Raw genomic sequence first — 25655 nt, forward strand, 5'->3', positions numbered from 1 at the left:
CAAGTGCTTCTGCATAGGCTTCATCCAGGCGTTTGCTCACCCTCGCTCGCAGTTCCGGATCACTAGCCAAAGCCTCCTCCCAGGCATCAGGTGATCGGTAGACAAAAGGCTGGTGTGCTCCCGCTCCGACAGAGGCTTCCAGGGAGGCGAGCGCGGTTCCTTGGGCCAAATCCGATTGCGGACCACCACCTGCACCAAGTGTTGGTTTTCCAAGCACTACCTCTTCAGCCGCTCGACCTGCGAGATAGCCACGCCTCCACATCATCAAGTGTCAAGGCGTGGCGTTTACGGCGTGCCAGCTGCCGCGCGAACGATTCCGGGAAATCCACGATCTTTCGATATCTCCAGCCGATGGGCGACTTCATCAACGCGGATGTCGTAGCGCGAGGGATTAATTCCACCTCGCCAGAATCAGCATCCATGGCAGCTGGGAGACGGGTTTTGAACCGTCTGGATATGGTGATCACTGACCGACAGAACTTCGTCTACGTAACCACTCTCAGCAGCCAACAATCCTCTGCCCGTCCGGTTCCCACCCCACCACCAGATCGCTACAAAAATTCAGCGTTGGGGTGGTGATTCGACCTGCAGCTTTCGTAGGATGAACCCAGATATTCGCCGATCGCGCACCGCGGCATCGGCGATCTTCCTATCGACACTCCTGTTACGGATTTATATAGTGCCGCTTGCTCCCTAAAATCAGGTTGGGATATCGCTCTGTTATGACCGCGTTCACGCCAAGCATCATTCCCAGGAACGAGCCTCAGCGTTTGGCCGCTGTACGGCGTTACGATATTCTCGACACACCACCAGACGGCGCGTTCGACCGTGTAACAGTGATAGCAGCCCGCCGCTTCGGTGTGCCGATCGCGATAATCAGTATTGTCGACAGTGATCGCATTTGGTTCAAATCCCATCATGGACTTCCGGTGGAGCAGATCGACCGCGAGCCCGGTCTATGCGCATCGGCCATCCTTTCACCTGAACCGCATATCCTGCCGGATGCGAGCGTTGACCCCCGCTCTCTCGCGAACCCACTTGTCGCCGGGGACTTCGGGTTGCGCTTTTACGCCGGCGTACCGTTAACGACTAGTGACGGTTTCAATCTCGGCACTCTCTGCGTCATCGACAAAGCACCGCGTACCGTCGCCGCTGATGAAATTGAAGACCTCAAAGACCTCGCATCCGTAGTCATGGATCAAATGGAACTGCGGCTCTCCGCCCGAAATGCAGTTGCCAAGGCTGAGATCCTGGCGCGCGAGATTGACCACCGCGTCATGAATAGTCTGCAGTTCGTTTCGGGCATGCTGACCCTGCAAAGCCGTGGGGATCATCTTTCGGACGCGACTGCAGAACAGCTTAAAATCGCGGCCAACCGCGTGGCGGCAGTGGCGCGTGTGCATCGTCACTTCCAGTCTGGCGAGGCGGCCGAGTTCACTTCCTGCATCACGTTTCTGCGACGGTTATGCGCCGACCTGTCGGACATTGTAGGAAAGCCCATATCCGTCGGTGGCGACGAAGGTGAAGTCCCAACAACCCGCATTCAGTCAATCGGTCTCATAGTCAACGAACTCGTCACCAACGCTGCAAAGCATGGTGAAGGAAAGATCGACGTCTATTTCAGGATCACGTCCAAGACGCACGAGATTAGCGTTTGCGACGAGGGCAGCGGTTTACCGTCAGGCTACAATCCAACATCTGGAGGTGGGCTGGGAACGAAAGTAGTAGCTGCCCTCGCTAGCCAGTTGGACGGGCGGGTCATCGCAGGTCGATCGCCTTCGGGGCGCGGTTCGTGTGTCACCGTGGCCTTCCCCGCCTAACAAGGTCGGAGTGAGCTTCTCGTCGATTGCGAGGTGCGTCATTCCCGAATTGCAACAAAGTCAACTGGGGCGGCGGGTCAAAAATAAATGGCCGCTTTTCGGGGTAGCGTACGTCGGAGTGAGGGGCGTGAACCGACGAGGCTAACATTGCCGGAGTGACGCATAGGATGTTTATCGCCAATGCGTGCGGCGGCATCGCGGTCACCATCTATGCCCCCCTCGATGACTAAAAGCGGGCCAGCGATGATCGAGCGTTTCTAGCTGGATCGAATAGGTATCACAACGGCTCTTCCAACAGGCCTTCTGTGAAGACGGGAAAGGCCTCTAAGCAGGAGGGAGAGGGAAGGAGATTGGGTGTGGGTGCAAATCCCGCCATATTGTATCTCGCCATCATACCGGCTGAGGGTCACATCATGAATCGGAGGTTTCAGAAACTTCTGACTCCGCACCTCGTGCGGACAGGAAATGGCCGAGGTTCTGGAGGCCGGGGACGTGCTCGCAAAATGTCCGTACCGCCACGAGAAGCGGGGTGGCGACCAGCATGCCCACTACTGACCAGAGCCAGGCGAAAAGCGTGACGGACAGAAAGACGACCACGGTGTTGAGGCGCAGGCTGCGACCGACGAAGTACGGTGTGACGATCTGGCCCTCAATGCTCGTCAGTACGAAATAGACCGCTCCGACAGCAAACGCCTGGTTCAGGGTGTCGAGCGTCACGATGGCGACGATGACCGCCGCGCCAACGCCGAGTAGCGAGCCGACATAGGGTATGAAGTTGAGCAGGAATGCGAGGACTCCGAATAGCGCCGGGCTCGGCATACCAAGCCACCAAAGGACCAGCCCCACAGACACGCCGAGGCCAGCGTTGATCAGCGCAATGGTGGACAAATAGCGCGAGAGTTTCCGTTCGATGTCATAGGCGATGCGGATCGCCCTGCGCTTGTCCCTGAAGCTGGGCAGGACGTAGACGATCTTCTCGTAGAACATGTCGCCGGAAGAGAGCAGGAAGAAGAGCAGGATCAGCGTGAACACAACCTGGGCCAGCACCGCCGGCAGCGACATCGCTATTGCGAGTGCGTTCCCTTCTTCCTCGACCTTGACGCGCTGAACGCCTGGCTCCTCTTCACTTTCCGTGATTTCGTCGACCTGCTGTGCCGCTTCTTCCACGCCTTCGGTGACACCGCGGATCTCCTCGAACTTCTCGCGGAGTTCTAGGCCGATCTCCGGAGCCCGGTCGACCCAACCGCTCGCCGGCACGGCGAGGCTGGCGACACCGGCTGCACCACCGGTCACCAGGGTCCCCACGATCAGAATCGCGGCCAGCGCCGAGGGGAGGCCCCATCGTTCGAGCTGACGTCGGACCGGGCTGAAGACGAGCTGCAGGAGCAGCGCTAGGACAACCGGCATCAGGAAATCCCGGGCATAGGCAAGGCCACCTACCAGCAGCATCAGAAAAATGCCGATGATCGCCCATCGCGGCATGGAAACCGTGACATCTTCCCGCGCCACCCGTTCCGACCCCTCTGTTTCGACGTCGGTCATCGGCTTCTTCGCTCCCACACCTCTTCTTCGCCCTCCTTCATGTTCTAACATCGTTCTCCACGCAGGCCAGCTGAAAAACACGCTCGGCAAAAATCGCGCGAAGTTTGAGCATAGCCTCGCATGCGCAAGACAGACCTAGGAGTTCTCCAACTTTCCGGCGAGCAAAAACCCCGCGCTCTTGCGCGCTCTGCTCGTCAGATCCGTCGATATTGGCGATGTCAATTCTCGGCGATCCCCTGCCTGCTCTGCTGGTGCAGCACATCGCCTGCGGTCAGTACAGCCGCCATCATTTTGCGTCGCAGCGCATTCGATGCATCATCTATCTTGTCTTCGCGCGCACGCTCTTTCTCCTCTGTTCCGTCACTACGAGACAAGGATGCCGGATACCTATGCAAGGAACAAAAGCCGGCGGAAGGAGGAGAAGGCGGCGACTGCTGCACGAACAGCGATAGTCCCCCTGCCCTGCTGCCAGCGTACGCCGTTTGCCGGAGTAACGCTTTCCGCCTTACCGGAATCTACTTCCCGGAGATTTGAATCGCTTGTCCGTGATTCAGAATCCGAAGATCTCAATTTATTTCAAAGCGAGATGCCTTGCCTGCACGTGGAGATGCATTCTTCGGCTGGCGGAATCGCTTTTCCCTTATCCCGAATCGCCGGCTCGCATTCCGGAATCGGCTTCCACTGATCCTGAATCCAGACATCTCAATTTTTTTCCCGTTGCAGGCACTGCATCATGGGTTGGCCGTACCTCATCATGCATCATCGTGCATTGACGCACCTGATTGATGACTTGGCGATCATCTCCAAGCGCAACTTCCGGCGCAGGCCGCCACGTAAGAAAATCTCACTATTGTGTCCGGGCGCATAGAGAACGGGTGCCCCCTCGCCCGCGGAGATGCGCTGAAGAACTTTTAGGTTCACTGCAGCTTGCAGCGCGTGCCTGTATGTCTGATGCCGCAGACGCTTCAGCCAGAAGCGAACGAGTCGGTCGCGGACCAGAGCGTGGGGAGAAGCCATACTCATGCCCCCTCTCCTGTTACGAGCCTCAGCTTCGGTCGATGTTGCTGATCCGAGGTGAGCTGACCTCGCGATGCAAGCCAATGCCATACGAGAATAGCTGTCGGATCACCTTCATCGACCATCTCCACGAGGCGGCGCATGACCCATTGCGCCATCGGCAGATTGTGATGCCGCCCAAGTCGGGCCATGCGAATTGCAGCGCCGACAGCACCCGCTGACCTGTCGCGCCTGTAAGCACGTTCAAGGTGAGTTCCCTCCCGCAAATCGTCCATGCTCAAGCCGATGCTCCTGGGGAACAGGGTTTTCTGTTGATCATCCATGGCAAAAGCCTCCTGCCGCAGGCGATGACCCCTGCGCCGATGAAATTGAAGAAAAGGATGGGAAGCGTGCTGGTGGCGCTTCAGGCGCGACCAGCGGGATCTATCGCGCCAAGGCCGCGTGCGAATCCCACGCGGATCGGCGGCATCGGCTCAGCGACCTTCGCCGCAGCCTCTTCGCCCTCGCTATCCGGTTCTGCATCCTCAGAGGCGAGACAGTCGTCTGAGTTGGTCGTATCCGGCTCCGAAGGGACCGCGGCCAAGCGCTGACAAAGCTGCTGCATCTCGTCCTGCACGCGAGCGGCAAACATCTCGCGGAGTTTGAGCATGGCTTGGCCTGCAAAAGGAAGACGCAGCAGCTCTCCGACTTCTCTCAGGGCAAAAACACCGCGCTCCTGCGCGCTTTGCTCATCGGACCCGTCGATGATTGCGATATCGATCTCGGCGATCCCCTGCCGTCCCTGCTGGTGCAGCACATCGCCTGCGGTCAGTGCGGCCGCCATCATCTTGCGCCGCAACACTTTCAGCTTGCTCTCCTGGTAGGAAGAGAGCGATCTTTTGACGTCGATGATGATGGCGCGGCGTGCGACCCGGTCGAGGATCAGCAGGTCCGGCAGGTAGGTTTGCTTGTAGTGAACCTCAGAGCGCAGATGGATTGCTTCAAGCGCATCCCAGTCGTTGCGCTCAAGCAGCTCAAGTGCTGCAGGGACGATGGGCAGAGGTTCGGACAACTTGATGACCCGCAGATCAGGACTGAGCGAAGCGAGCCGCTCCAGCCCCTGTTCAAGAAGGATGCCCTCGTGGAATGTGACAGCGCGAACGAAGGAATTGAGTTCGGCATAGTCACCAAACACGTCGTCAGAGCGAGAGTTTCCAGCGCGGATGGCCTCCAGCGCTTGATCAACAAGACAAGAAAGAATTGGCTCCAGTTCCGGGGCAATGGAAGAAGCTGCGAGTGCAGCATGAGAGGTGGATGCGCTGCGCGCAGCAGCACGATAAACATTTGACATGGGAGGAACTCCAACGAGATCGGCGGTGCATGAACTGCAGACGATCAAGAGCGCATCCGCACTGAAAGAGAAGCGGAGTGACAAGGCATGATATCTGCAGATGAAGATGAGCGGCTAAGTTCAGCCCAAGCGGCAGCCCGATGCTATTCGCGCGCACTCATGCACATGATCTGGAGGGAGATATGCTTCCACCAGGGAAGCGAATAAGCTAGTAGTCTTCATAGCCCAATGCCTTCTGACTAAGGTTGCGGGTCAGGCCTTCGTCGAGTGGGCTAACACTCGCGGAGGCCGCTTTGTCTACTCCGTCATGAGGAGCAGGACAGAATGTGGATCGGATCACCCAGGATCACAAGTTGCAATCTTCCGGATCCGCGACTTTCGCGATCGCATGGTTAACACCGGGCTCTTCTAGCCAGAGCGGCACCGCAAGCCGATACTCTACCAACATTGACAGATGCCCTCCTGGAGCGTACACGCGATTGAACACACAGCGGTGTTGCGAACACTGCGCAAGGACTCAAACCCCATTTTTTATCGTTTATAATCAGGCACTTACGGTGTGTACGGTTGAAGTCCCTCCGGGCCCACCACATTTCCCGGTATTTCTGCATAGCGTTGGGCCGGCAAGTGATTAGGATGGGATTTGCATTTGCAACTGCAATTCTATGATGAAATCCCCAATTTCGGCGACGCGCTGAACCCGCTTCTCGCGGAGAAATTGTTCGGAAGCACTCTGCAGGGACCCAGCAGTGACCGATTGCTGCTGATCGGAACGATAATCGGCCGTCATGCTCCAGATGGAACCCATGAGCACATCATAGGTGCCGGCGCCGGATATAAGCGCGGGCACTATAGTGTTGCCAACCGAACGATTTACGCTCTCAGGGGGCCGATTACCTGCGACCTTCTGGGACTGAGCAGGGATTACGCAGCAATCGATCCCGGCATACTGGTAAGCCGCTTCTTCACTGAAGCGCACCCTACAGGCGTGGCGTTCATGCCTCACCACAAATCACATGATCGTGCAGGCTGGTTTCTTGAAGCAGCATGTCGTCAGCTGAACATCACCTATATATCGCCTCTTGAGGAGACAACCGCCACGCTCGCCAAAATTGCTGGTGCTGAGCAATTGATTACAGAAGCCCTCCACGGCGCGGTGACAGCGGAATCCTATGAAGTACCTTGGACCCCCGTAGTCTTTTCCCACAACGTGCTGTCTGCCAAGTGGCATGACTTTGCAGCCACAATTGGAACGAGGTATGCCCCTGTCGACATATCCACAAATCTCTCATTTGACGCTAAGATCCATATAGGTAACCGCATAAAATATGCGCTTCGTCGTGTCGGTCTGGGCAAAGAGAAATATAAGTACCTCCCGGTAAGAAAGCTGAACAATGACAGCTTGGCTTCGTTCATGAGATTACTGACTGCCGCCATAAACAGCGCTCCTGTCAGGTCAGACCGTCAGCAGAAAATGCGTTCGGTAGAGCGGCTAGATAAAGGCATTGGTCGGTTCAATGAGCTTTGGGGCCACTGACAATCTCGCCCTTCTATGTGTACTGGCGTCACAGGACTTACCTTCAGGAGCTGACTAAAATTCGTCACCACGCCCTTTCCATACCGAAATTCTTATGTATACATTGCCGCCACATCCTTATGGGCGGAGTTTCCGATGAGCAAGCAAGACGGCAAGCCAAACCTGCGTTCGCGCGAGTGGTTCGACAATGCGGGCAATCCCGACATGACAGCGCTCTATCTTGAGCGTTATCTTAATTTCGGCCTCTCACAGAAGGAACTGCAGTCGGGCAAACCAATCATTGGCATCGCCCAGACCGGCTCCGACCTTTCGCCGTGCAACCGCCACCATGTCGAGCTGGCGAAGCGCCTTCGTGAAGGTATACGTGAGGCTGGCGGCATCGCCATCGAGTTTCCCGTTCACCCGATCCAGGAAACGGGCAAGCGCCCGACCGCCTCGCTCGATCGCAACCTTGCCTATCTGAGCCTGGTCGAGGTGCTTTACGGCTATCCGCTGGACGGTGTCGTTCTCACCATCGGTTGCGACAAGACCACGCCCGCGCTGCTCATGGCTGCCGCAACGGTAAACATTCCGGCAATCGCCCTTTCCGTCGGCCCCATGCTCAATGGCTGGTTCCGCGGCGAACGCACCGGCTCCGGCACCATCGTCTGGAAAGCGCGCGAACTGATGGCCGCCGGCGAGATCGACTATGAAGGCTTCGTCAAGCTCGTCGCATCCTCCGCCCCTTCTACCGGCTATTGCAACACGATGGGCACGGCGACGACCATGAACTCGCTGGCGGAAGCTCTCGGCATGCAGCTCCCGGGCTCTGCAGCCATTCCCGCCCCCTATCGCGACCGCCAGGAAGTGGCCTATCTTTCCGGCAAGCGCATCGTGGACATGGTGCATGAGGACCTGAAGCCCTCCGACATCATGACACGCGAAGCCTTCATCAACGCGATCCGTGTCAATTCCGCAATTGGTGGCTCGACCAATGCTCCAATCCACCTGAACGCGATTGCCCGCCATCTGGGCGTCGAGCTGACGGTGGATGACTGGCAGACCTATGGCGAGGATGTGCCGCTCCTGGTCAATCTGCAGCCTGCCGGCGAGTTTCTCGGCGAAGACTACTACCATGCAGGCGGCGTGCCTGCGGTCGTGAGCCAGCTTATCGGTCAGGGCCTGATCCACGAGGATGCGATCACTGCAAATGGCCGTACCATCGGCGAGAACTGCCGCGACGCGAAGATCGAGGACGAGCGCGTCATCCGTCCATACGATCAGCCGCTGAAGGAAAAGGCCGGCTTCCGCGTCCTCAAGGGCAACCTCTTCTCCTCCGCGATCATGAAGCTTTCCGTCGTGGATGAGGAATTCCGCAAGCGTTATCTCTCCAACCCTGATGATCCGATGGCATTCGAGGGTCGCGCCATCGTCTTTGACGGCCCGGAAGACTATCACGAGCGCATTGACGATCCCGCACTCGACATTGACGAGCACTGCATCCTCTTCATGCGCGGTGCAGGTCCGATCGGTTATCCGGGTGCTGCTGAAGTGGTGAACATGCGCGCGCCGGATTATCTTCTGAAGCGCGGCATCCATTCGCTCGCCTGCATTGGCGATGGGCGTCAGTCCGGCACGTCGGGCTCACCTTCGATCCTCAATGCATCCCCTGAAGCAGCTGTTGGCGGTGGACTGGCGCTGCTGGAAACAGGAGATCGCGTGCGCATCGATCTCAACAATTGCCGCGCCGACATCCTTATTTCCGATGAGGAGCTGGAAGAGCGCCGCAGGAAGCTCGACGCCGCCGGCGGTTACAAATATCCCGCCCACCAGACGCCATGGCAGGAAATCCAGCGCGGCATTGTCGACCAGCTGGAAGAAGGCATGGTCCTCAAGCCGGCCACAAAATACCGCAAGCTCGCGCAGGGCGGCGAAAACGGCGACATTCCGCCGGTCCCGCGCGACAATCACTGATTAACCCCGGGGAGGAGACTGGGATGAAGATACTCATCATTGGTGCGGCCGGCATGGTGGGCGCCAAGCTCACCAAACGCCTGGCGGATGAAGGCCAGCTCAATGGCAAGACCATCACAGCCATTCACGGCTTCGACGTTGTGGAAGCCTCCATGCCTTCGAGCGGCAGCATCAGTTTTTCCGCCAGCGCCGGCGATATCGCCGATCAGGCGACGGTGGAGAAGCTGGTGGCGAACAAACCCGACGTCATTTTCCACCTTGCCGCGATCGTCTCGGGCGAAGCGGAAGTCGAATTCGACAAGGGTTACGCCATCAACATGGATGGTACGCGCTATCTGCTGGAAGCGATCCGCGCACAGGGTGACGACTACTGCCCGCGGCTGGTCTTCACCTCCTCCATCGCTGTCTTCGGTGCGCCCTTCCCCGACAAGATCGAAGATGACTTCTTCCTGACGCCGCTAACCAGCTACGGCGCGCAGAAGGCTATTGGCGAGCTTCTTCTGGCGGATTACAGCCGCAAGGGATTTGTGGACGGTGTCGGTATCCGCCTCCCCACCATCACGGTCCGGCCGGGCAAGCCCAACAAGGCAGCTTCGGGCTTCTTCTCCGGTATCATCCGTGAACCGCTGGCCGGACAGGAAGCGATCCTGCCAGTCTCCACCGATGTGCGCCATTGGGTGGCAAGCCCCGCGGCCGCGGTCGGCTTCCTGATGCATGCGGCAACCATGGAAACCGCCAAACTCGGCGCGCGCCGCAACCTGACAATGCCGGGTCTGTCCATCACGGTCGGTGAGATGATCGAGGCGCTGAAGCGGGTGGCAGGCGACAAGACGGCAAGCCTCATCCGCCACGAGCCTGACGAAGCGATCATCCGCATCGTCGACGGCTGGCCCCGCAACTTCGACGCCTCGCGCGCTGAAGAAGTGGGCTTCAAGGCCGACGCGGATTTCGACAGCATCATCCGCGCACATATCGCGGATGAGGAACAGGCTGGGCGGCTGGCGAAAGCCGGTTGAGCAACCGGAACGGAAGGGAGCGTGCGGATGGCGAGCAGCGAGAAACCCACCGGGCCCGGCTCTTCCCGCCACGCCGCACCGGGTGGCGAGGCGGCCACGCGTTCAGTTCCGGCTGCACGTGACCGGCCAAGTCCGCCGCCCAACAACCGCCTGCCTGCCCGCGAGCGCGCCTATCACGACCTGAAATACCGGATATTGGAAGGCCGCCTGCCCCCGGGCACCAGCCTTCTGGAGACGGAAGTTGCAAACCTCCTTTCAATGAGCCGCACGCCTGTGCGTGAAGCGCTCATCAAGCTGGAAGAGGAAGGTCTGGTCGATGTGCGCCCGCGCCACGGCATCACGGTGCGCGCGCTCAGCTCTGAAGAACTGGAGGAAATCTGCGAGGTCTTCTCCACGCTTGAGGTCAAGGCCGCACAGCTTCTCGCACGCCGCGGCCTGAGCGATGAGGAATATGCTCGGTTAGACAATCTCCTGAACCAGATGGAGCGCGCCACGCAGAAGCCCGATATCGATCGGTGGTCTCAGCTCGACAATACCTTCCATTCCGAGATCGTGGCGCTGTGTGGCAATGCGCGGCTGCAATCCATGCTGCGCCAGCTTTGGGACCAGCAATATCGCGTACGCACGGCCATTGCTCCCCTGCGGCCGCTCCCGGTCGATTCCGACAAGGAGCACCGCGCAATTCTCGACGCGATCCGAAAGGGGGACGAAGCGGAGGCGGCACGCTGTCACCAATTCCATCGGGAGCGCGCCGACCGCGAAGCACTTGCCCTGCTGCGCAATCCCCGCAGCGCCTGAATCAAAACACACCCGCACTGGGAGGCATCCTCATGAAGAACATCACCCTTATCGGCACGGGCATCATGGGTGCGCCGATGGCGCGCAATATCGCAAAAGCCGGTTATTCCGTTACCGTGTGGAACAGAACGCGTGAAAAGGCCGAAGCGCTGAGCGATGTGGCAACGGTTGCAGACGACCCGCGCAAGGCCGTCGAAAATGCCGATGCCGTTATCACCATGGTCGACAATTCCGCTATCGTGACCGAGATCTATTTCGGCAAGAATGGCGTGGCCGACGCTGCGCCTGAAGGCGCGCTCTTCATCGACATGTCTTCCATCCAGCCGGCGGTCGCACGCGATCATGCGGCCGAACTCGAGCGCAATGGCCGCCGCCACATCGACGCGCCTGTCTCCGGCGGCGAAAAAGGTGCGATCGCGGGATCGCTCGCCATCATGGCAGGCGCCGAGAATGCTGACTTCGCTGCAGCCAGACCTCTCCTTGAGAGCATGGGCAATCCGACACACGTGGGCGGTCATGGCGCCGGACAAATGGCCAAGCTGGCCAACCAGGTCATCGTGGCCGTCACAATCGGCGCCGTCGCTGAGGCACTGCTTCTGGCAGAAAAAGGCGGCTGCGATCCTATTGCGGTTCGCGAAGCACTGATGGGCGGCTTTGCGACCTCGCAAATCCTCACCGCCCACGGCCAGCGCATGATCGAGCGCGACTTCCGCCCCGGTGGCCCGTCGGCTCTCCAATTGAAGGATCTGGAAAACGCCCTTGAAGCCGCCCGGCACGCAGGCCTGAAATTGCCGCTGACCGAGCAGGCCCGCGACGCCTTCCATACGCTCGTCAATTCCATGGACATGCCCCGTCACGACCATTCCGCCTATCTGCTGTGGCTGGAAGCCATGAATGGCAAATGCATGGGTACGGGCGAAACTAAGGCTCCGGCCTGAGTCTTCCTCCCAACCTCATCCACAAACGCGTCGATGACTGCTATTGAGGGCGCATCCTCGACAGCTGACCGGACTACCGCGTGAACAGTCTTTTCGCCCTTGGCGGCCTATTCCTGATTTCCTTCGCGGCCGCCACCATTCTGCCCGCGCAATCCGAAGCCGCCCTGGCCGGGCTTTATGTTGCCGGGCATCCCCTTTCCGCGCTTGTGATTGCAGCCAGCATCGGCAACACGCTCGGCGCAGTGGTCAACTGGGCGCTCGGACGCGCGATAGACCGGTTTCGCCACAAGAGCTGGTTTCCCGTGTCCCCGAGAGCACTGGACAAGGCTTCCCGCTGGTATCACCGCTGGGGCCGCTGGAGCCTCCTTCTCTCCTGGGCTCCATTGGGCGGCGACGCCCTGACCGTCGCCGCAGGCGTTCTGCGCGAACCGCTATGGTCATTCATTATCTTGGTCGCGATCGCAAAGACCGGTCGCTACCTCGTCCTTGCTGCGATCCTGACAGGTCTGTGGGGCTGACCGAACTCGGCCCGCCGACAGCCTCGCCACGCTCGGCTGACACTTCTCGCGCTTTCGGTATTGCATTCTCACCCACTGTCGCATAATTCGAATAAAGAGAAATGAATATTCATTACTGAAAGCGTGATTAATGCCACGGTTGAGCAAAGAGCAGGTCGAGGCCTCCATAACTAAAGCAGTCGTGCATATAGCGACCTCCAAGGGGATCGGCGCCACGGGGATGGCGGATGTGGCGCGGACTGCCCGCGTATCTGCGGGCACTCTTTACCTGCATTTCGAAAACAAGGAGGACATGCTCCAGAAGACCTATATCCGCATCAAGACCGACTTTCATGCACGGCTCATGCGTGCCGCTGCGGCAGGCACTTCCGCCGCGATCATTCGCAGCCTCTGGGATGAACTCATGCTTTTTCTGAAGGAGCAGCCTGGAGCATTTCTCTTCCTTGAATATGCAGGCGCCGCCCAGCTCCTGAGCGAGGATCAAAGGAAGCAGATGGGAGCGCTCCAAGAGGAAGTGAACACGCTGGTGCGAACGGCGATCGACGACGGAACGCTGGCGCAAATGCCGCTTGGCGTGGCGATCAACCTCATCATCGGCCCCGCCATGCACCTCGCGCGCACTCACGCTCTGGCGGGCAAGGACCCGGGCGATGACACCATAGAACAGACATTCGCGCGTGTCTGGGCAAGCCTGCGCGCAGCCTGATTTTCAGCACAACCAGATAAACCTGAAAAGATATTTCTGATGACCAGGATCATACTCGTAACGGGCACCTCGACCGGCCTTGGCGTATCAATTGCAGTGAAGGCAGCGCAGATGGGTCACCGGGTCTACGCGACCATGCGCAGGCCGGAAAAGAGGCATACGCTCGACGAAGCAGCACAAAGAGCCGGTGTGACGCTGGAAGTGCTTCAGCTCGACGTGCAGGACGAGGCAAGTGTGCAGAACGCGGTTGACACGGTCATCGCCCGTGAAGGCCGTATCGACACGCTCATCAACAATGCCGGTGCCGGCTTTCTGCGCACCACCGAACAGGCCACGCCGGAAGAGATCGACTGGGTGCTCGACGTCAATCTGAAAGGCGTCTTGCGCTGCACAAAGGCCGTGATTCCGCACATGCGAAAAGCCGCAATCGGCCACATAATCACGGTTTCATCTGTCGGCGGCCTCGTGGGACAACCTTTCAACGAATTCTACTGCGCAGCAAAGTTTGGTGTTGAAGGCTATATGGAGTCGCTGGCCAGCTACCTGACGCCAGTCTTCGGCATCAACATCACCATCGTCGAACCGGGCGGCATCAGCTCCGATTTCGCCGCCAATGTTCTCAAGCAGCTCGAAAGCACGGGTGGCCTGCATGATGACGTGTATCGCCCGATCCTGGAGCGCTATATCGGCGGCTCGCAAGACCGTCAGGTCGGAAGCGACATCTATCAGACGCCGGACGAAGTAGCCGACAGGGTCATTGAGTGCATGGAGGCAGCCACTCCTCCCTTGCGCACAAGAACCTCGAAATGGGGCGAAGAGTTCACACGATTGAAAACCGGCCTCGACCCTGACGGGCTGAAGCTCGTGTCACAGGTGGCTGCAGGTTTTCTTGGTGGAGATATAGCAGACACCAAGCCAGGCTGACATCGCACCACATGGACTTTGTCGCCTGCCACCGCTATTCCCTTGATTGAACAGAGAATACAGGCAGGAGCTGGGAATGTCGTTCTGGAAAAAGCTTTTCGGTGGTGGGAGTTCGAGCGAAGGCGCAGGTCCTGCACCCCACGGAGAAGCTGTCGAGCACAAGGGCTTCACAATCCAGCCTGCTCCCTACAAGGAAGGGTCCGAATATCAGACCTGTGCGATCATTTCCAAGGAGATCGGCGGCGTGGTGAAGGAACACCGCATGATCCGCGCCGACCGATTCCCCTCAATCGATCTTGCCGCCGAACAGGCCCTGCGCAAGGCGCGCCAGACCATCGATGAGCAAGGGGAAGCGATTTTCGGCTAGGCTGGCGCCCATGGATTGAGCAGCAAGCATCAGGCCGCAACTGCCGGGAAAGCTGTAGTCCTCCCGGCAGTCTGACTTTACTCATGGCGCTTCGCCGATCAGGCTGCCGCGACGATCTCGACCAGTTCCACGTCGAAAATCAGGTCATGACCGGCCAGCGGGTGATTGGCATCCACGGTCACATCATCATCGCTCATGCCGACAACGGTCAGCGGGATCTGACGGCCTTCCGGCGTGGTTGCTTGAAGGCTGGCACCCATCTTCAGATCCAGATCCGCGGGAAAAGCGCTGCGCGGCACGGTCTGCACCTGGCGCTCGTCGCGTGGCCCGTAAGCCTCATCGGCAGGCACGGTCACCGTTGCCTTTTCGCCTTCATTCATGCCCTCGATCTGCTTTTCGAGGCCGGGGATGATCTGTCCGCCGCCGACCTGGAACTGCAGCGGGTCCCGGCCTTCTGAGGAATCGAACTGCGTGCCGTCCTCAAGGCGGCCCGTATAATGTACGCGTACGGTGTCGCCGCTTTTTGCCTGGCCCATCTTAAACTCTCAATCGTTCCTGGGGTGGTTCTCCGGTGCTGGTACATTTCGACCGCGCACCATGATATGGCCGCTCAAAAGCAGCCTCCAACACAGGGTAGGCCCTCAGAATGTGATGTAAACCCCGCCAGCGGCACTTTTTCGACCCTTGCCGGTTGCCTTCCGTCACCTTGCAATACGTGCCCGCTCTTCGGAAAGCTCATCCAGCCGCTGACGGATATGCTGTGCTTCGGCTGGGGTACGCGCCAGCGCAATGGCGCGATTGAAGGCTTCCCGCGCCGCATCATGCTGCCCTAGCTCCTTCAGCAGTGCGCCATGAACACCATGGAAATGGAAATAGCCCGCCAGTTGATCGCGAAGCGGCTCTATCAGTTCGAGTGCCTGTGCCGCATTGTCGGCCTTGAAAACGGCCACTGCCCTGTTCAGCCGCACGACTGGCGAAGGTTGCAGCTCTTCCAGGCGCCGATAGACCAGAGCGATGCCGCGCCAGTCGGTCTCATCGGCAGTCCTTGCACTGGCATGAAGGGCGGAGATCGCAGCCTGCAACTGATAAGTACCCGCCGTCCGGTGCCGGGCAGCCTTTTCCACCAGCGCCAGCCCTTCCGCGATCAGAGCGCGGTTCCACAGGCTGCGATCCTGCTCTTCAAGGAGAACGATCTCTCCATGCGCATCAAGCCGCGCTGGCATGCGCGCATGGGTGAGAAGCATGAGCGCGAGCAATCCCATGATTTCCGGGTCTGACGGATATAGCCGCAACACAAGACGCCCCAGCCGGATGGCCTCGTCGCACAACCCTTTGCGGATATGGCTGTCTCCACCGCTGGCCGAATATCCCTCGTTGAAAATCAGATAGATCATTGCGGCGACCGCCGACAGTCGTTGTGCCCGCTCCACCGCATCCGGTGCCTCGAACGGTATGGCCGCGTCCATCACCTTGCGCTTGGCGCGCGTGATCCGCTGCTCCACCGCCTTTTCCTTGGCCAGAAAAGCGGCAGCGATCTCGGCAACACTCAGGCCCGAAACGATGCGCAGGGCCAGCGCCACCTGTTGCGTCGGCGGAAGCTCCGGATGCGCGCAGATGAACATAAGGCGCAGGATGTCGTCACGATAATCGGCTTCATCCAACCGTGCGGCCACAGCGGTTTCGTGGTCTTCGAGGTCAGAAAGCGTCTCCTCGGCAGGCAGTGCCACCTGCCGCGCCTGCCGCCGCAATCCGTCTACCACCGCGTTTCGCCCGACAAAGACCAGCCAGGCCACCGGATCGCGCGGCGGCCCCTTCTCTGGCCAGTTGCGCATGGCACGCAGGCTCGCCTCCTGAAATGCGTCTTCAGCACGGTCGAGATCGCGGAAATAGCGCAGCAAAGCGGCCATGGCCTGTGGCCGCGCGCCCGTCAGCATGGCAGCAAAATCGGCCACATCCTGCATCAGCCGACCTCCACCTCCGCAGGCAGCGCCCCTTGGCGAAAGACCCGCAGCGGTCGCACCTCGAAAGCCCCGCCCTCGCCCCGCTTCATCTCACGCGCAAGTTCGATGGCTTCGTCGAGCGTGTCGCATTCCACGACGTAAAGCCCCAGAAGCTGCTCCTTGGTTTCGGCAAATGGCCCGTCCAGAACAAGTTCGCCCTTTCCCGAACTGCGGATTGTAGTCGCCGCACTTGTCGGCACCAGCCGCAAGACCGGGCCCATCTGCTCTGGCCGTAGCCGCTCTTTTGCCACAGCGCCCCGTTTGGCAACGACAGCCGCATCCTGCTCGGCACTCCAGGAGTCCACCTCCGCCTCGTCGTGATAGCAAAGCACAGCATAGAGCATCGCGTTCTCCTTCTCCCATGAAGACGCGCGATGATGCACCGAACCGACAACGCGTACGAGAATTTTCGTGGGAAGCGGGTGCGCTTATGGGTCTGTCACCTTGCGCGCTGCGCCAAACCGTTTATGTCTCTCAACTCATGAAAAAGCTCGAGATCGCAAAGCCGGACGACTGGCATCTGCATCTGCGCGACGGCGCGGTGCTTGAAGCTGTCGCTCCCCATTCCACCGCGCATTTTGCCCGCGCCATCATAATGCCCAATCTGGTGCCGCCTGTCGTCACCACGACAGATGCAATCGCCTATCGCGAACGCATCATGGCAGCCCTTCCCGGCGACACTGGCTTCAAGCCCCTGATGACTCTTTACCTGACCGAAGCGACAGAACCCGCTGATGTTGAAGCAGGTTTTCGCGATGGGGTCATCACGGCGGTCAAGCTCTACCCTGCCGGTGCGACCACCAATTCCCAAAGCGGCGTGCGCCATATCGAGAAGGTCATGCCGGTTCTTGAGCGCATGGCCGAGATCGGCCTGCCGCTTTGCGTCCATGGCGAGGTGACCGACAGCGAGATCGACATTTTCGACCGCGAGGCTGTCTTCATCGAGCGCGTGCTTTCTCCCCTGCGCAAGCGCCTGCCGGAACTGAAGATCGTGATGGAGCACATCACGACCAAGGATGGCGTGGATTTCGCGCGTTCACAGGATGAGCGCGTCGGTGCGACCATCACCACGCACCACCTCATCATCAACCGCAATGCGATCCTGGCTGGCGGCATTCGCCCGCATTATTATTGCCTGCCGGTCGCCAAACGCGAAATGCACCGCCTGGCCCTGCGCGATGCGGCAACCTCGGGCGAAGCGCGTTTCTTCCTCGGCACCGATTCCGCGCCGCATCTCGATCCGCTGAAGGAAAGCGCCTGCGGCTGTGCAGGCGTCTTCTCTGCACCCAACACCATGGCCTGTCTCGCTCATGTCTTCGAGGAAGAAGACGCTCTCGACAAGCTTGAGGCCTTCACCTCGCTCAATGGCCCGACCTTCTACGGCCTGCCACCAAACCGCGAGCGCCTCACACTCATCCGCGAAGAAGACCCGGTGGAATATCCATCAGGCGTGATGGCGGGCAGTGACCGCATCACCGTCTTCGACCCCATGTTCCCGCTTCACTGGCGCGTGGCCGAATAGCCTGCGCAGTACAGATAGAAAGCCAAAGCCTATGTTCGCCAACACATTCCCGGACAAGGAATTCATCGCCGAAACGGTTGCCCGCATGCTGCTCGAAATTGAAGCCGTGCATTTCCGCGCCGACGAGCCCTACACCTTCACCTCCGGCATTGCGAGCCCGGTCTATATCGACTGCCGCAAGCTGATTTCCTATCCGCGCATCCGCTCGGCCATCATGGACTTCGCCGCCTCCACCGTATTGCGCAAGGCAGGCTTCGAGCAGTTCGATGCCGTTGCTGGCGGCGAAACCGCCGGCATCCCCTTCGCAGCCTGGCTCTCCGACCGCCTGTCGCTGCCGATGCTCTATGTGCGCAAGAAGCCGAAAGGCTTTGGCCGCGATGCCCAGATTGAAGGCAATCTGGCCGATGGCGCGCGCGTTCTGCTCGTGGAAGATCTGACCACTGACGGCGGCTCCAAGGTGAAATTCGCCGAAGCCATCCGCAAGGCCGGTGCCGAAGTCACCGACACCTTCGCCGTCTTCTACTACGACATCTTCCCCGACACGCCCGACCGCCTGCAAAAAGCCGGCATGCGCCTGCACTATCTGACCACCTGGTGGGACGTACTCAATGTCTGCCGCAAGGAAGGCCGCTTCGACGAGAACACCCTCAACGAGGTGGAGAAATTCCTGAAGGAACCTCTCAAATGGTCCGCCGCCAATGGCGGCATCTCGGAGTTGCCAAGCCGGGATTGAGGTTCAGGAGAACATCAGCACCACTTCGCGGTTATGCGGGTGGTCGCGGTGTTCGAAGAGATAGATGCCCTGCCATGTGCCTAGCGCCGTTTCTCCATCAATGACGGGAATGCCGATCGAGGTCTGCGTCAGCGCGGCCTTGATATGTGCGGGCATGTCGTCCGGTCCTTCCAGCCGATGGACGATCCAGTCCATCTCACGGTCATTCGAAGGCGGAACGAGCTTGCGGAAGAAGACCATCAGGTCACGCTGCACATCAGGATCGGCATTCTCCTGAATGATCAACGAACAGGATGTGTGGCGAACAAAGACCGTAAGCAGACCGGTATCCACACTGCTTTCGCGCACAAACGCATTCACCCGGTCAGTAAATTCGTAAAGTCCCTGCCCTGAGGTCTGAAATCTGATTGTCCTATGCTGCATGCCCGCAGCTTGCGCGATGACCGCGTGCTGTCAAGACCGGGGGAGGGTTGGTCGCGGAACATCGCGCCCGGAATTGCCCCCCTCTGCCCTGCCGGGCATCTCCCCCACAAGGGGAGATTAGTCGTGGAGAGGCATTGCGCTTAACGAGAGCGAACGACGGTGACGTAAGCTGATCTCCCCCCTTGTGGGGGAGATGTCTGGTAAGACAGAGGGGGGGCGTGCCGCGCTCTACCATCCGACCAGCACGCTCCCTCAGCCCAGATACTGCGCCTTGAATGCCTCGCTCGGCTCGATGGGCGTGATCACGTCGATCAGCACGCCATTGGGGTCCTTCGTGATGAAGTGCCGCTGTCCGAACGCCTCGTCGCGCAGCGTCAGAAGCATTGGCAGACCGGCCTTTTTCAGCCGCTCATATTCGATGCGCGCATCCTCCACCTCGAAATTGAGGAGCACGCCCGAACTGCGCCCGCGCCCCTCCTCCGGAATGGTGGCATGATCACCGGCAAGAATGGCGAGATTGACATTCTCGTCACTCTCCGACTGCAGATGCACATACCAGTCTGCCGCGAATACCTCCTTGAAGCCGAAATGGGTTCGATAGAACGCGGCAGTGTCGGTCACGTCATCCACCATTAAAACAGGGTAGTAGCTGGTCGTCTTCATCCCTTGCTCCTTGCGCTCCAAAAAAGATACAGTCTGTATGTATATGAATAGAAACATACAGGCTGCATGTATGCAAGAAAAAAGCAGGCGCACGAACAAGCAACGCAGTGAGGCCACCCGCACGGCACTGCTTGAAGCCGCGCGCGAACTGTTCGTTGAGAAGGGATATGCCGCAACCGGCACCCCCGAAATCGTGGCGCGGGCACAGGTAACCCGCGGCGCGCTCTACCATCACTTTGATGACAAGGCTGCGATCTTCACCGCCGTGATCGAGCAGGAGGCGAAAGCCACAGCAGAGGCAATCGAAGCGGCCACACCGCCTTCCCTGCCCCCGCCTGAAGCGCTGATCACGGGCGGCAAGGCCTATCTGCAGGCCATGCAGAAAAAAGGCCGCGCCCGGCTTGTACTCGTGGAAGGTCCGACAGTGCTTGGGCGCGAACGCCTTGAGGAGATCGACGCGCAAAACGGCAATCGCACATTGGCAGAAGGCCTTCAGGCGGCCATGGATGCCGGCTTGATCAAAAAGCTGCCGCTAGGCCCACTCACCGCCCAGCTCGGCGCCGCCTTCGACCGGGCTGCACTGGCGGTGGAGAGCGGCGGGAGCATTGATGAGCAGATCGAGGTGCTGGAGGCGCTGATCACAGGGTTGCGGGAATAATTCCATCCATCGGGTCAGGCCCCATGGCCGCCCTCGCTCTGCCAACCCGTGACTATTAGCGCAATAGGCCGCGGAGACGCATTGCGTCTTGGTTGCATGCAGAGCTTGGATGAAAGCCAATCTCCCCCCATGAGGGGGAGATGTACGGCAGGACGGAGGGGGTGTGCCGCCTCGCCCGCTCCAATCAGATATACCTGCGCAGCATCGTTCTGGTATCCAGACAGAGCATGGACTTCTCTACGCCGCTCCCACGGCCTGCAACTTGTGTGCAACAGCGCGAGGGCGTAGATTCCTCTGTTTCCGGAGGAGGGTTCACGATGAAGATCCGGTCACTCATACTGGTTCTGGCGCTATCTGGCGGCACCGCGGCCGCACAGCAGATGGATGTCGATTTCCAAATTCTGGAGGACGCGCAAGCGGCAGGCTGCGCAGGAAGCATCGTCTCCGGCCTTAATCCCAATGGCGACGGTTTTCTGGCCGTGCGCACAGGTCCGGGCACCAATTATCGGAAGATCGACGAATTGCATAACGGCGACACGGTCAGGACATGCGCGCAAAAAGGCTCCTGGTTCGGCGTCTATTATGGCCAGCCCCGCCGAAAAGGCTGGGTCCACGGCAAATGGCTCGTCGCAGGTGCTGGCTGATATCCAGCGAAGCCTGCCCGCGTGGTGTTATCTGCTAAGGGAGAGCGCAAAAAAAGCGCCCTCTGCCAAGAAAAAAGGCCCCGCGGAATTCCACGGGGCCTTTGAAACTCCAACCTACCAGCCTTAGCTGTCCAGGAAGCTGCGCAACTTGCGCGAGCGGCTTGGATGCTTGAGCTTGCGAAGCGCCTTGGCTTCGATCTGGCGAATACGTTCGCGCGTAACCGAGAACTGCTGGCCGACTTCTTCCAGCGTGTGGTCGGTGTTCATGCCGATGCCGAAACGCATGCGCAGCACGCGTTCCTCGCGCGGCGTCAGCGAAGCCAGAACGCGCGTGGTCGTCTCGCGCAGATTGGCCTGGATTGCCGCATCGATCGGCAGAACCGCCATCTTGTCCTCGATGAAATCGCCAAGATGTGAATCCTCCTCGTCACCCACAGGCGTTTCGAGCGAGATCGGCTCCTTGGCGATCTTGAGAACCTTGCGAACCTTCTCAAGCGGCATGGCCAGCTTCTCCGCCAGCTCTTCCGGCGTCGGCTCGCGGCCGATCTCGTGAAGCATCTGGCGCGATGTGCGCACGATCTTGTTGATCGTCTCGATCATGTGAACCGGGATACGGATCGTGCGGGCCTGATCCGCGATGGAACGCGTGATCGCCTGCCTGATCCACCAGGTCGCATAAGTGGAGAACTTGTAGCCGCGGCGATACTCGAACTTGTCCACCGCCTTCATCAGGCCGATATTGCCCTCCTGGATCAGATCCAGGAACTGAAGGCCGCGGTTCGTGTATTTCTTCGCGATGGAAATCACGAGGCGCAGATTTGCCTCGACCATTTCCTTCTTCGCGATAGCCGCCTCGCGCTCACCCTTCTGCACCTGGTTCACGATCTTGCGGAACTCGCCGATGGAGATAGCGGTCTCCTGGGCGAGATTCTGGATTTCCGAACGCAGCCCTTCGATCGTGCCGGCTTCCTTGGCCGAGAATTCCTTCCAGCCCTTGCCGGGCAGATTGGCCACATTCTCCGCCCAGTTCGGATCAAGCTCCGAACCCTGATAGTGCTTGAGGAAGTCCTCGCGCTTCACGCCATAGCTTTCGGCAAGGCGCAGCAGGCGGCCTTCGTTCTGCACGAGGCGCTTGTTGATGTCGTAAAGCTGCTCGACCAGCGTTTCGATGCGCTGATTGTTGAGCGAAAGCGACTTCACCGACTTGATGAGCTCGTCTTTCAGCTGCTTGTAGCGCTTCTTCTGGCTGTCGGAGAGGCTGTCGCCATCGGCCAGTGAAGACTCCACATGCTGGTCCTGCAGCTTGCGAAGCTTCTTGTAGGTCTCGGCGATGAAGTCGAGGGTTTCCATGACGGCCGGCTTCAGCTCGGCTTCCATGGCTGCCAGAGACAGATTTGCCTCGTCTTCCTCGTCATCCTCTTCTTCAGGCTGACCTTCGCCACCGACATTGGTCACGTCGTCATTGCGTGCACGCCGTGACTTGTCATCGGCGGGCTTTGCTTCCTCTTCCTCGCGCTGCACCACCGGAGCCTGCTTGGCCTCGGGCCCTGCATAGGTGGCTTCAAGATCGATGATCTCGCGCAGAAGGATTTTGCCTTCGTTGAGTTCGTCACGCCAGATGATCAGCGCCTGGAAGGTCAGCGGGCTCTCACAAAGCCCGGCGATCATCGTCTCGCGACCGGCTTCGATGCGCTTGGCGATGGCGATCTCGCCCTCGCGCGACAGAAGCTCCACCGAACCCATCTCGCGCAGATACATGCGCACTGGGTCGTCGGTGCGGTCGGTCGGCTCTTTCTTCTGAGTGGTCTGAACGGCTGTGCCGGTCTGTTCGGCAAGCTCGGTGGATTCCTCACCGCTGTCGCGGTCGGCTTCCTCGCCGGCTTCCTCATCTTCGACAACATTGATGCCCATATCGGACAGCATCGCCATCGTATCCTCGATCTGCTCGGAGGACACCTGACCGGACGGAAGAACCGAGTTCAGCTCGTCCATCGTCACATAGCCGCGCTTCTTGGCGGCCTTGATCATCTTTTTGACTGCGTCGTCGGAAAGGTCGAGCAGCGGGCCGTCAGCGCCCTCGCGTTCGTTTTCGACCTCTTCCTTCTCTTTTGTCGCCATGCCTTGTCTTCTCCAACCGGCCGGGTTCGGAATCACGCCTTACGCATCCCACAGCCTGATTCGCGCGTTACTCAGGCCTTAGCCGTCTCCACGTTAAAGCCCGATTAACCCTGTTATCTATGGCAGGCCCTCTGACCCGTCCATGAAGCGCTGAACGCACTTCGCGGGCACTTTCGCACCCTGCAATCTCGAATCGATCCTGATTCCGCTTATTGTCACAAAGGTCAAGCGGCTGTGCCATGATTCGCCCCAAAAAAGCGAATCACGCTTCACTTTCACCGGACCTCGTGTCCATCCGGCTCGCTTGCGATCTGGAAATCCTAGCGACCGGTGCGTCCAGAAAGTTGCCCGAAGCCTTCGATCAGCGCCTCGGTAGCCTGCACATTTCTCAACTCGGCCTGAATTTGAACGAGGTGACGATAGTTTTCTTCCGTCGGTTCGTTTGCCAGCGCCATTTCTGCAGCTTTCAGCTCCTTATGTAAGAAGCTCGCCGAATGGTGCAAGTGCAGGGCCTGGAGAAAGGCCTCGCGCGCATCCTCATCAGCCGCATCGGCAAGAGCTGGCCATTGGCGCGCACGCCGGGCGAGCACTTCCGCCTGCTCGACGATCTGGTCGAGATTGCTTGCGGCTAATGCCTCAAGCATCGCATCACGCTCGGCCGGCACATCATGGGCCACGGCATCCAGAATGCCCGCCCGCAACCGCGCAAGCTCCCGGCTTGAAAGCTCAAGCCGTTCAAGCGCATCGAAGAACTCGTCGATAAGTGCTGGATGATTGACCATTGTCAGCACCAGCACCGCCTCGCGCACCGGCATGGAAGCGCCAGCCTTGCGGATCAGTGCCGACCGTGCCAGGCTTTCGCTCATGGGCAGGCGCCCGGCCTGCGCGCCACCGCCTCCTGAACGCTTGCCATAGCGCTCCCCACCACCCTTGCCGCGACGCTGGTTGGTCGAACCGAAGAAATTGACGACCTTTTCGCGCAATGCCTGCGCATAGTGGCGGCGCACATTTTCATCGCGAATACGGCCTGAGAGCTCGCGCATGATCTGCTCAAGCTCAGCCCGCCGCTCAGGCGTATCAAAGACGCGGCCATTGGTCTCGCGCATCCACAGGAGATCGGCCAGAGGCCGCGCCTGGCCTAAAAGTTCATCAAATGCGCCGCGGCCCTCTGCCTTGACGAGATCATCCGGGTCCTGCCCTTCCGGCAGGAGCGCAAAGCGAAGCGAGCGCCCTGCCTGCACCATTGGCAAGGCCATGTCGGCGGCACGATAGGCTGCGCGCAAACCGGCCTCGTCGCCATCGAAACAGAGCACCGGCTCACCCGACATGCGCCACAGGAGTTCAAGCTGGTTCTCGGTCAGCGCGGTGCCGAGCGGCGCAACGGCATTTTCGATGCCTGCCTGCGCCAGCGCGATCACATCCATATAGCCTTCAACGGCAATGACCGGCTCGCCCTTGGTCGAGGCACGGCGCGCGCGTGCGTGATTGTAGAGCACATTCCCCTTGTGAAAGAGCTCGGTGTCCGGCGAATTCATGTATTTCGCAGGCACGTCGGGCGAAAGTGCCCTGCCCCCGAAGGCAATCACGCGGCCGCGTGTATCTTCGATGGGAAACATGATGCGGCCGCGAAACCAGTCATAGGAAACCGGAATATCCGGCCCATGCCGCACCAGTCCGCAGGCCTCGATCTGTTCGGGCGCTACGCCTTTCTGCGTCAGATGGTTTTTCAGCGCATTCCGGCTGTCAGGCGCAAATCCTAAGCCAAATGCCTGCTGTGTGGCAGGCGACAGCCCACGCGAACGCAAATAGGCGCGCGCTTCGGCCCCTTCCGGCCCCTGCAGCTTGTCCCGGAAGAACTCTGCCGCCATCGCCATGACATCGGTCAGGCTCGCCCGTTCCTTCTCACGCTTTTCGGCCTGCGGATCACGTGCGGGCATTGGCACACCGGCCATCTCCGCCACACGTTCGACAGCCTCGGGAAAGCCCATCCCGTCAAGTTCGGTCAGAAACTTGAAATGATCGCCCGAGACGCCGCAACCAAAGCAGTGATACCGCCCCTTGCGGTCTTCACAGTGAAAGCTCGGCGTGTTCTCGCCATGGAAGGGGCAGCAGGCCCAGAAATCCCCGCGCGCCGCATTGGTCTTGCGCTTGTCGAAGGTGACGCGCTGCCCGACCACCTGCGAAATCGGCACACGATCGCGTATTTCGTCCAGAAATGAAGGCGGGAAGCGCATGGAAGTTCTGATCTCCTACGCCTGTCCTATACCCCCCTTTGAAGCGTGCTGCGACCGGCTAGCCTCATCATTCTCATTATCCACAGGCGCACGCAGGGTTAACCGGTGGTCACCGGCCATTTAACGGCTTGTTCAAGGGATCGAGCTAACAAATTGCATTCTATGAAACTTTTATAACAATTCTATCGGGCGGG

Annotated in this window: 24 protein-coding genes and 1 pseudogene; 14 read left to right on the forward strand and 11 right to left on the reverse strand. The window is 59.5% G+C overall.

Translation table 11 applies throughout. The features are described 5' to 3' along the window. Window positions 1–265, reverse strand: a pseudogene (locus WA367_RS11580) (ATP-dependent Zn protease); the annotation flags it as partial. Window positions 266–722: 457 nt separating this feature from the next. Here WA367_RS11580 and WA367_RS11585 point away from each other — a divergent pair. Continuing rightward, window positions 723–1820, forward strand: coding sequence for a sensor histidine kinase (locus WA367_RS11585; protein WP_336056885.1), 1098 nt, complete (start codon window positions 723–725; stop codon window positions 1818–1820). A gap of 411 nt (window positions 1821–2231) precedes the next feature. Here the strand turns inward: WA367_RS11585 and WA367_RS11590 are convergent, their stop codons facing one another. The 3 genes from WA367_RS11590 to WA367_RS11600 all read right to left on the reverse strand — a co-directional run bounded on the left by WA367_RS11590 (window position 2232) and on the right by WA367_RS11600 (window position 5709). Beyond that, on the reverse strand, window positions 2232–3362 hold the full coding sequence (locus WA367_RS11590; protein ID WP_336056886.1) for an AI-2E family transporter: 1131 nt from the start codon (window positions 3360–3362) through the stop codon (window positions 2232–2234). 1019 nt (window positions 3363–4381) lie between these two features. Next, window positions 4382–4702 (reverse strand): hypothetical protein, encoded by a 321-nt coding sequence (locus WA367_RS11595; RefSeq protein ID WP_336056887.1) that lies wholly within the window; start codon window positions 4700–4702, stop codon window positions 4382–4384. Between the two features lie 80 nt (window positions 4703–4782). Beyond that, window positions 4783–5709: a hypothetical protein gene (locus tag WA367_RS11600; RefSeq protein WP_336056888.1), complete on the reverse strand. Its 927-nt coding sequence runs from the start codon at window positions 5707–5709 to the stop codon at window positions 4783–4785. Window positions 5710–6358: 649 nt separating this feature from the next. On the opposite strand from WA367_RS11600, the gene WA367_RS11605 reads away from it, so the two are divergent. The 9 genes from WA367_RS11605 to WA367_RS11645 all read left to right on the forward strand — a co-directional run bounded on the left by WA367_RS11605 (window position 6359) and on the right by WA367_RS11645 (window position 14466). Then, complete coding sequence (locus tag WA367_RS11605) at window positions 6359–7246, forward strand: hypothetical protein (protein ID WP_336056889.1); 888 nt, start codon at window positions 6359–6361, stop codon at window positions 7244–7246. Between the two features lie 135 nt (window positions 7247–7381). After that, on the forward strand, window positions 7382–9199 hold the full coding sequence (locus WA367_RS11610; RefSeq protein ID WP_336056890.1) for an IlvD/Edd family dehydratase: 1818 nt from the start codon (window positions 7382–7384) through the stop codon (window positions 9197–9199). A 23-nt stretch (window positions 9200–9222) separates the two neighbouring features. Then, a complete protein-coding gene (gene denD, locus WA367_RS11615) occupies window positions 9223–10215 on the forward strand; it encodes a D-erythronate dehydrogenase (RefSeq protein WP_336056891.1) in 993 nt (330 codons plus the stop codon). Between the two features lie 27 nt (window positions 10216–10242). After that, window positions 10243–11013 carry a GntR family transcriptional regulator gene (locus tag WA367_RS11620; RefSeq protein ID WP_336056892.1) on the forward strand — a complete coding sequence of 257 codons (771 nt, stop codon included), beginning with the start codon at window positions 10243–10245 and terminating at the stop codon, window positions 11011–11013. A gap of 32 nt (window positions 11014–11045) precedes the next feature. After that, entirely contained in the window at window positions 11046–11951 is a 906-nt protein-coding gene (locus WA367_RS11625; protein ID WP_336056893.1) for an NAD(P)-dependent oxidoreductase, read from the forward strand. An 80-nt stretch (window positions 11952–12031) separates the two neighbouring features. Then, the gene (locus WA367_RS11630) at window positions 12032–12469 is read left to right on the forward strand and encodes a YqaA family protein (RefSeq protein ID WP_336056894.1); all 438 of its coding nucleotides are present in this window, start codon (window positions 12032–12034) and stop codon (window positions 12467–12469) included. Between the two features lie 130 nt (window positions 12470–12599). Further along, a complete protein-coding gene (locus WA367_RS11635; RefSeq protein WP_336056895.1) occupies window positions 12600–13175 on the forward strand; it encodes a TetR/AcrR family transcriptional regulator in 576 nt (191 codons plus the stop codon). Between the two features lie 39 nt (window positions 13176–13214). Continuing rightward, complete coding sequence (locus WA367_RS11640) at window positions 13215–14099, forward strand: SDR family oxidoreductase (protein WP_336056896.1); 885 nt, start codon at window positions 13215–13217, stop codon at window positions 14097–14099. A 76-nt stretch (window positions 14100–14175) separates the two neighbouring features. Further along, window positions 14176–14466: an HlyU family transcriptional regulator gene (locus WA367_RS11645; protein WP_336056897.1), complete on the forward strand. Its 291-nt coding sequence runs from the start codon at window positions 14176–14178 to the stop codon at window positions 14464–14466. A 98-nt stretch (window positions 14467–14564) separates the two neighbouring features. Here WA367_RS11645 and WA367_RS11650 read toward each other — a convergent pair whose 3' ends face one another. The 3 genes from WA367_RS11650 to WA367_RS11660 form a co-directional block, all read right to left on the reverse strand. After that, window positions 14565–15002 (reverse strand): FKBP-type peptidyl-prolyl cis-trans isomerase, encoded by a 438-nt coding sequence (locus tag WA367_RS11650; protein WP_336056898.1) that lies wholly within the window; start codon window positions 15000–15002, stop codon window positions 14565–14567. 165 nt (window positions 15003–15167) lie between these two features. Then, a complete protein-coding gene (locus WA367_RS11655; protein WP_336056899.1) occupies window positions 15168–16427 on the reverse strand; it encodes an RNA polymerase sigma factor in 1260 nt (419 codons plus the stop codon). Then, complete coding sequence (locus WA367_RS11660; protein WP_336056900.1) at window positions 16427–16810, reverse strand: YciI family protein; 384 nt, start codon at window positions 16808–16810, stop codon at window positions 16427–16429. Before WA367_RS11660 ends, WA367_RS11655 begins: the two co-directional genes overlap by 1 nt. A 137-nt stretch (window positions 16811–16947) precedes the next feature. Here WA367_RS11660 and pyrC point away from each other — a divergent pair, with 137 nt between their 5' ends. Continuing rightward, window positions 16948–17988, forward strand: a complete 1041-nt coding sequence (gene pyrC / locus WA367_RS11665) for a dihydroorotase (protein ID WP_336056901.1) — start codon at window positions 16948–16950, stop codon at window positions 17986–17988. Between the two features lie 31 nt (window positions 17989–18019). After that, the gene (locus WA367_RS11670; RefSeq protein ID WP_336056902.1) at window positions 18020–18721 is read left to right on the forward strand and encodes an orotate phosphoribosyltransferase; all 702 of its coding nucleotides are present in this window, start codon (window positions 18020–18022) and stop codon (window positions 18719–18721) included. A gap of 3 nt (window positions 18722–18724) precedes the next feature. On the opposite strand, the gene WA367_RS11675 is transcribed toward WA367_RS11670, so the two are convergent. Continuing rightward, on the reverse strand, window positions 18725–19144 hold the full coding sequence (locus WA367_RS11675; protein WP_336056903.1) for a secondary thiamine-phosphate synthase enzyme YjbQ: 420 nt from the start codon (window positions 19142–19144) through the stop codon (window positions 18725–18727). Between the two features lie 252 nt (window positions 19145–19396). Then, window positions 19397–19807: a VOC family protein gene (locus WA367_RS11680; RefSeq protein ID WP_336056904.1), complete on the reverse strand. Its 411-nt coding sequence runs from the start codon at window positions 19805–19807 to the stop codon at window positions 19397–19399. 70 nt (window positions 19808–19877) lie between these two features. Here WA367_RS11680 and WA367_RS11685 point away from each other — a divergent pair, with 70 nt between their 5' ends. Together WA367_RS11685 and WA367_RS11690 are read left to right on the forward strand one after the other, a co-directional pair. Next, window positions 19878–20465 (forward strand): TetR/AcrR family transcriptional regulator, encoded by a 588-nt coding sequence (locus WA367_RS11685; protein WP_336056905.1) that lies wholly within the window; start codon window positions 19878–19880, stop codon window positions 20463–20465. A gap of 317 nt (window positions 20466–20782) precedes the next feature. Beyond that, complete coding sequence (locus WA367_RS11690; protein ID WP_336056906.1) at window positions 20783–21109, forward strand: SH3 domain-containing protein; 327 nt, start codon at window positions 20783–20785, stop codon at window positions 21107–21109. Window positions 21110–21232: 123 nt separating this feature from the next. Here the strand turns inward: WA367_RS11690 and rpoD are convergent, their stop codons facing one another. Both rpoD and dnaG read right to left on the reverse strand, forming a co-directional pair. Further along, window positions 21233–23227: an RNA polymerase sigma factor RpoD gene (gene rpoD, locus WA367_RS11695; protein WP_336056907.1), complete on the reverse strand. Its 1995-nt coding sequence runs from the start codon at window positions 23225–23227 to the stop codon at window positions 21233–21235. A 320-nt stretch (window positions 23228–23547) separates the two neighbouring features. Further along, complete coding sequence (gene dnaG, locus WA367_RS11700) at window positions 23548–25461, reverse strand: DNA primase (RefSeq protein WP_336056908.1); 1914 nt, start codon at window positions 25459–25461, stop codon at window positions 23548–23550. Between the last annotated feature and the right edge of the window lie 194 nt (window positions 25462–25655).

Source organism: Nitratireductor sp. CH_MIT9313-5 (assembly GCF_037029545.1).
In the GTDB taxonomy this organism is placed as follows: Bacteria; Pseudomonadota; Alphaproteobacteria; order Rhizobiales; family Rhizobiaceae; genus Chelativorans.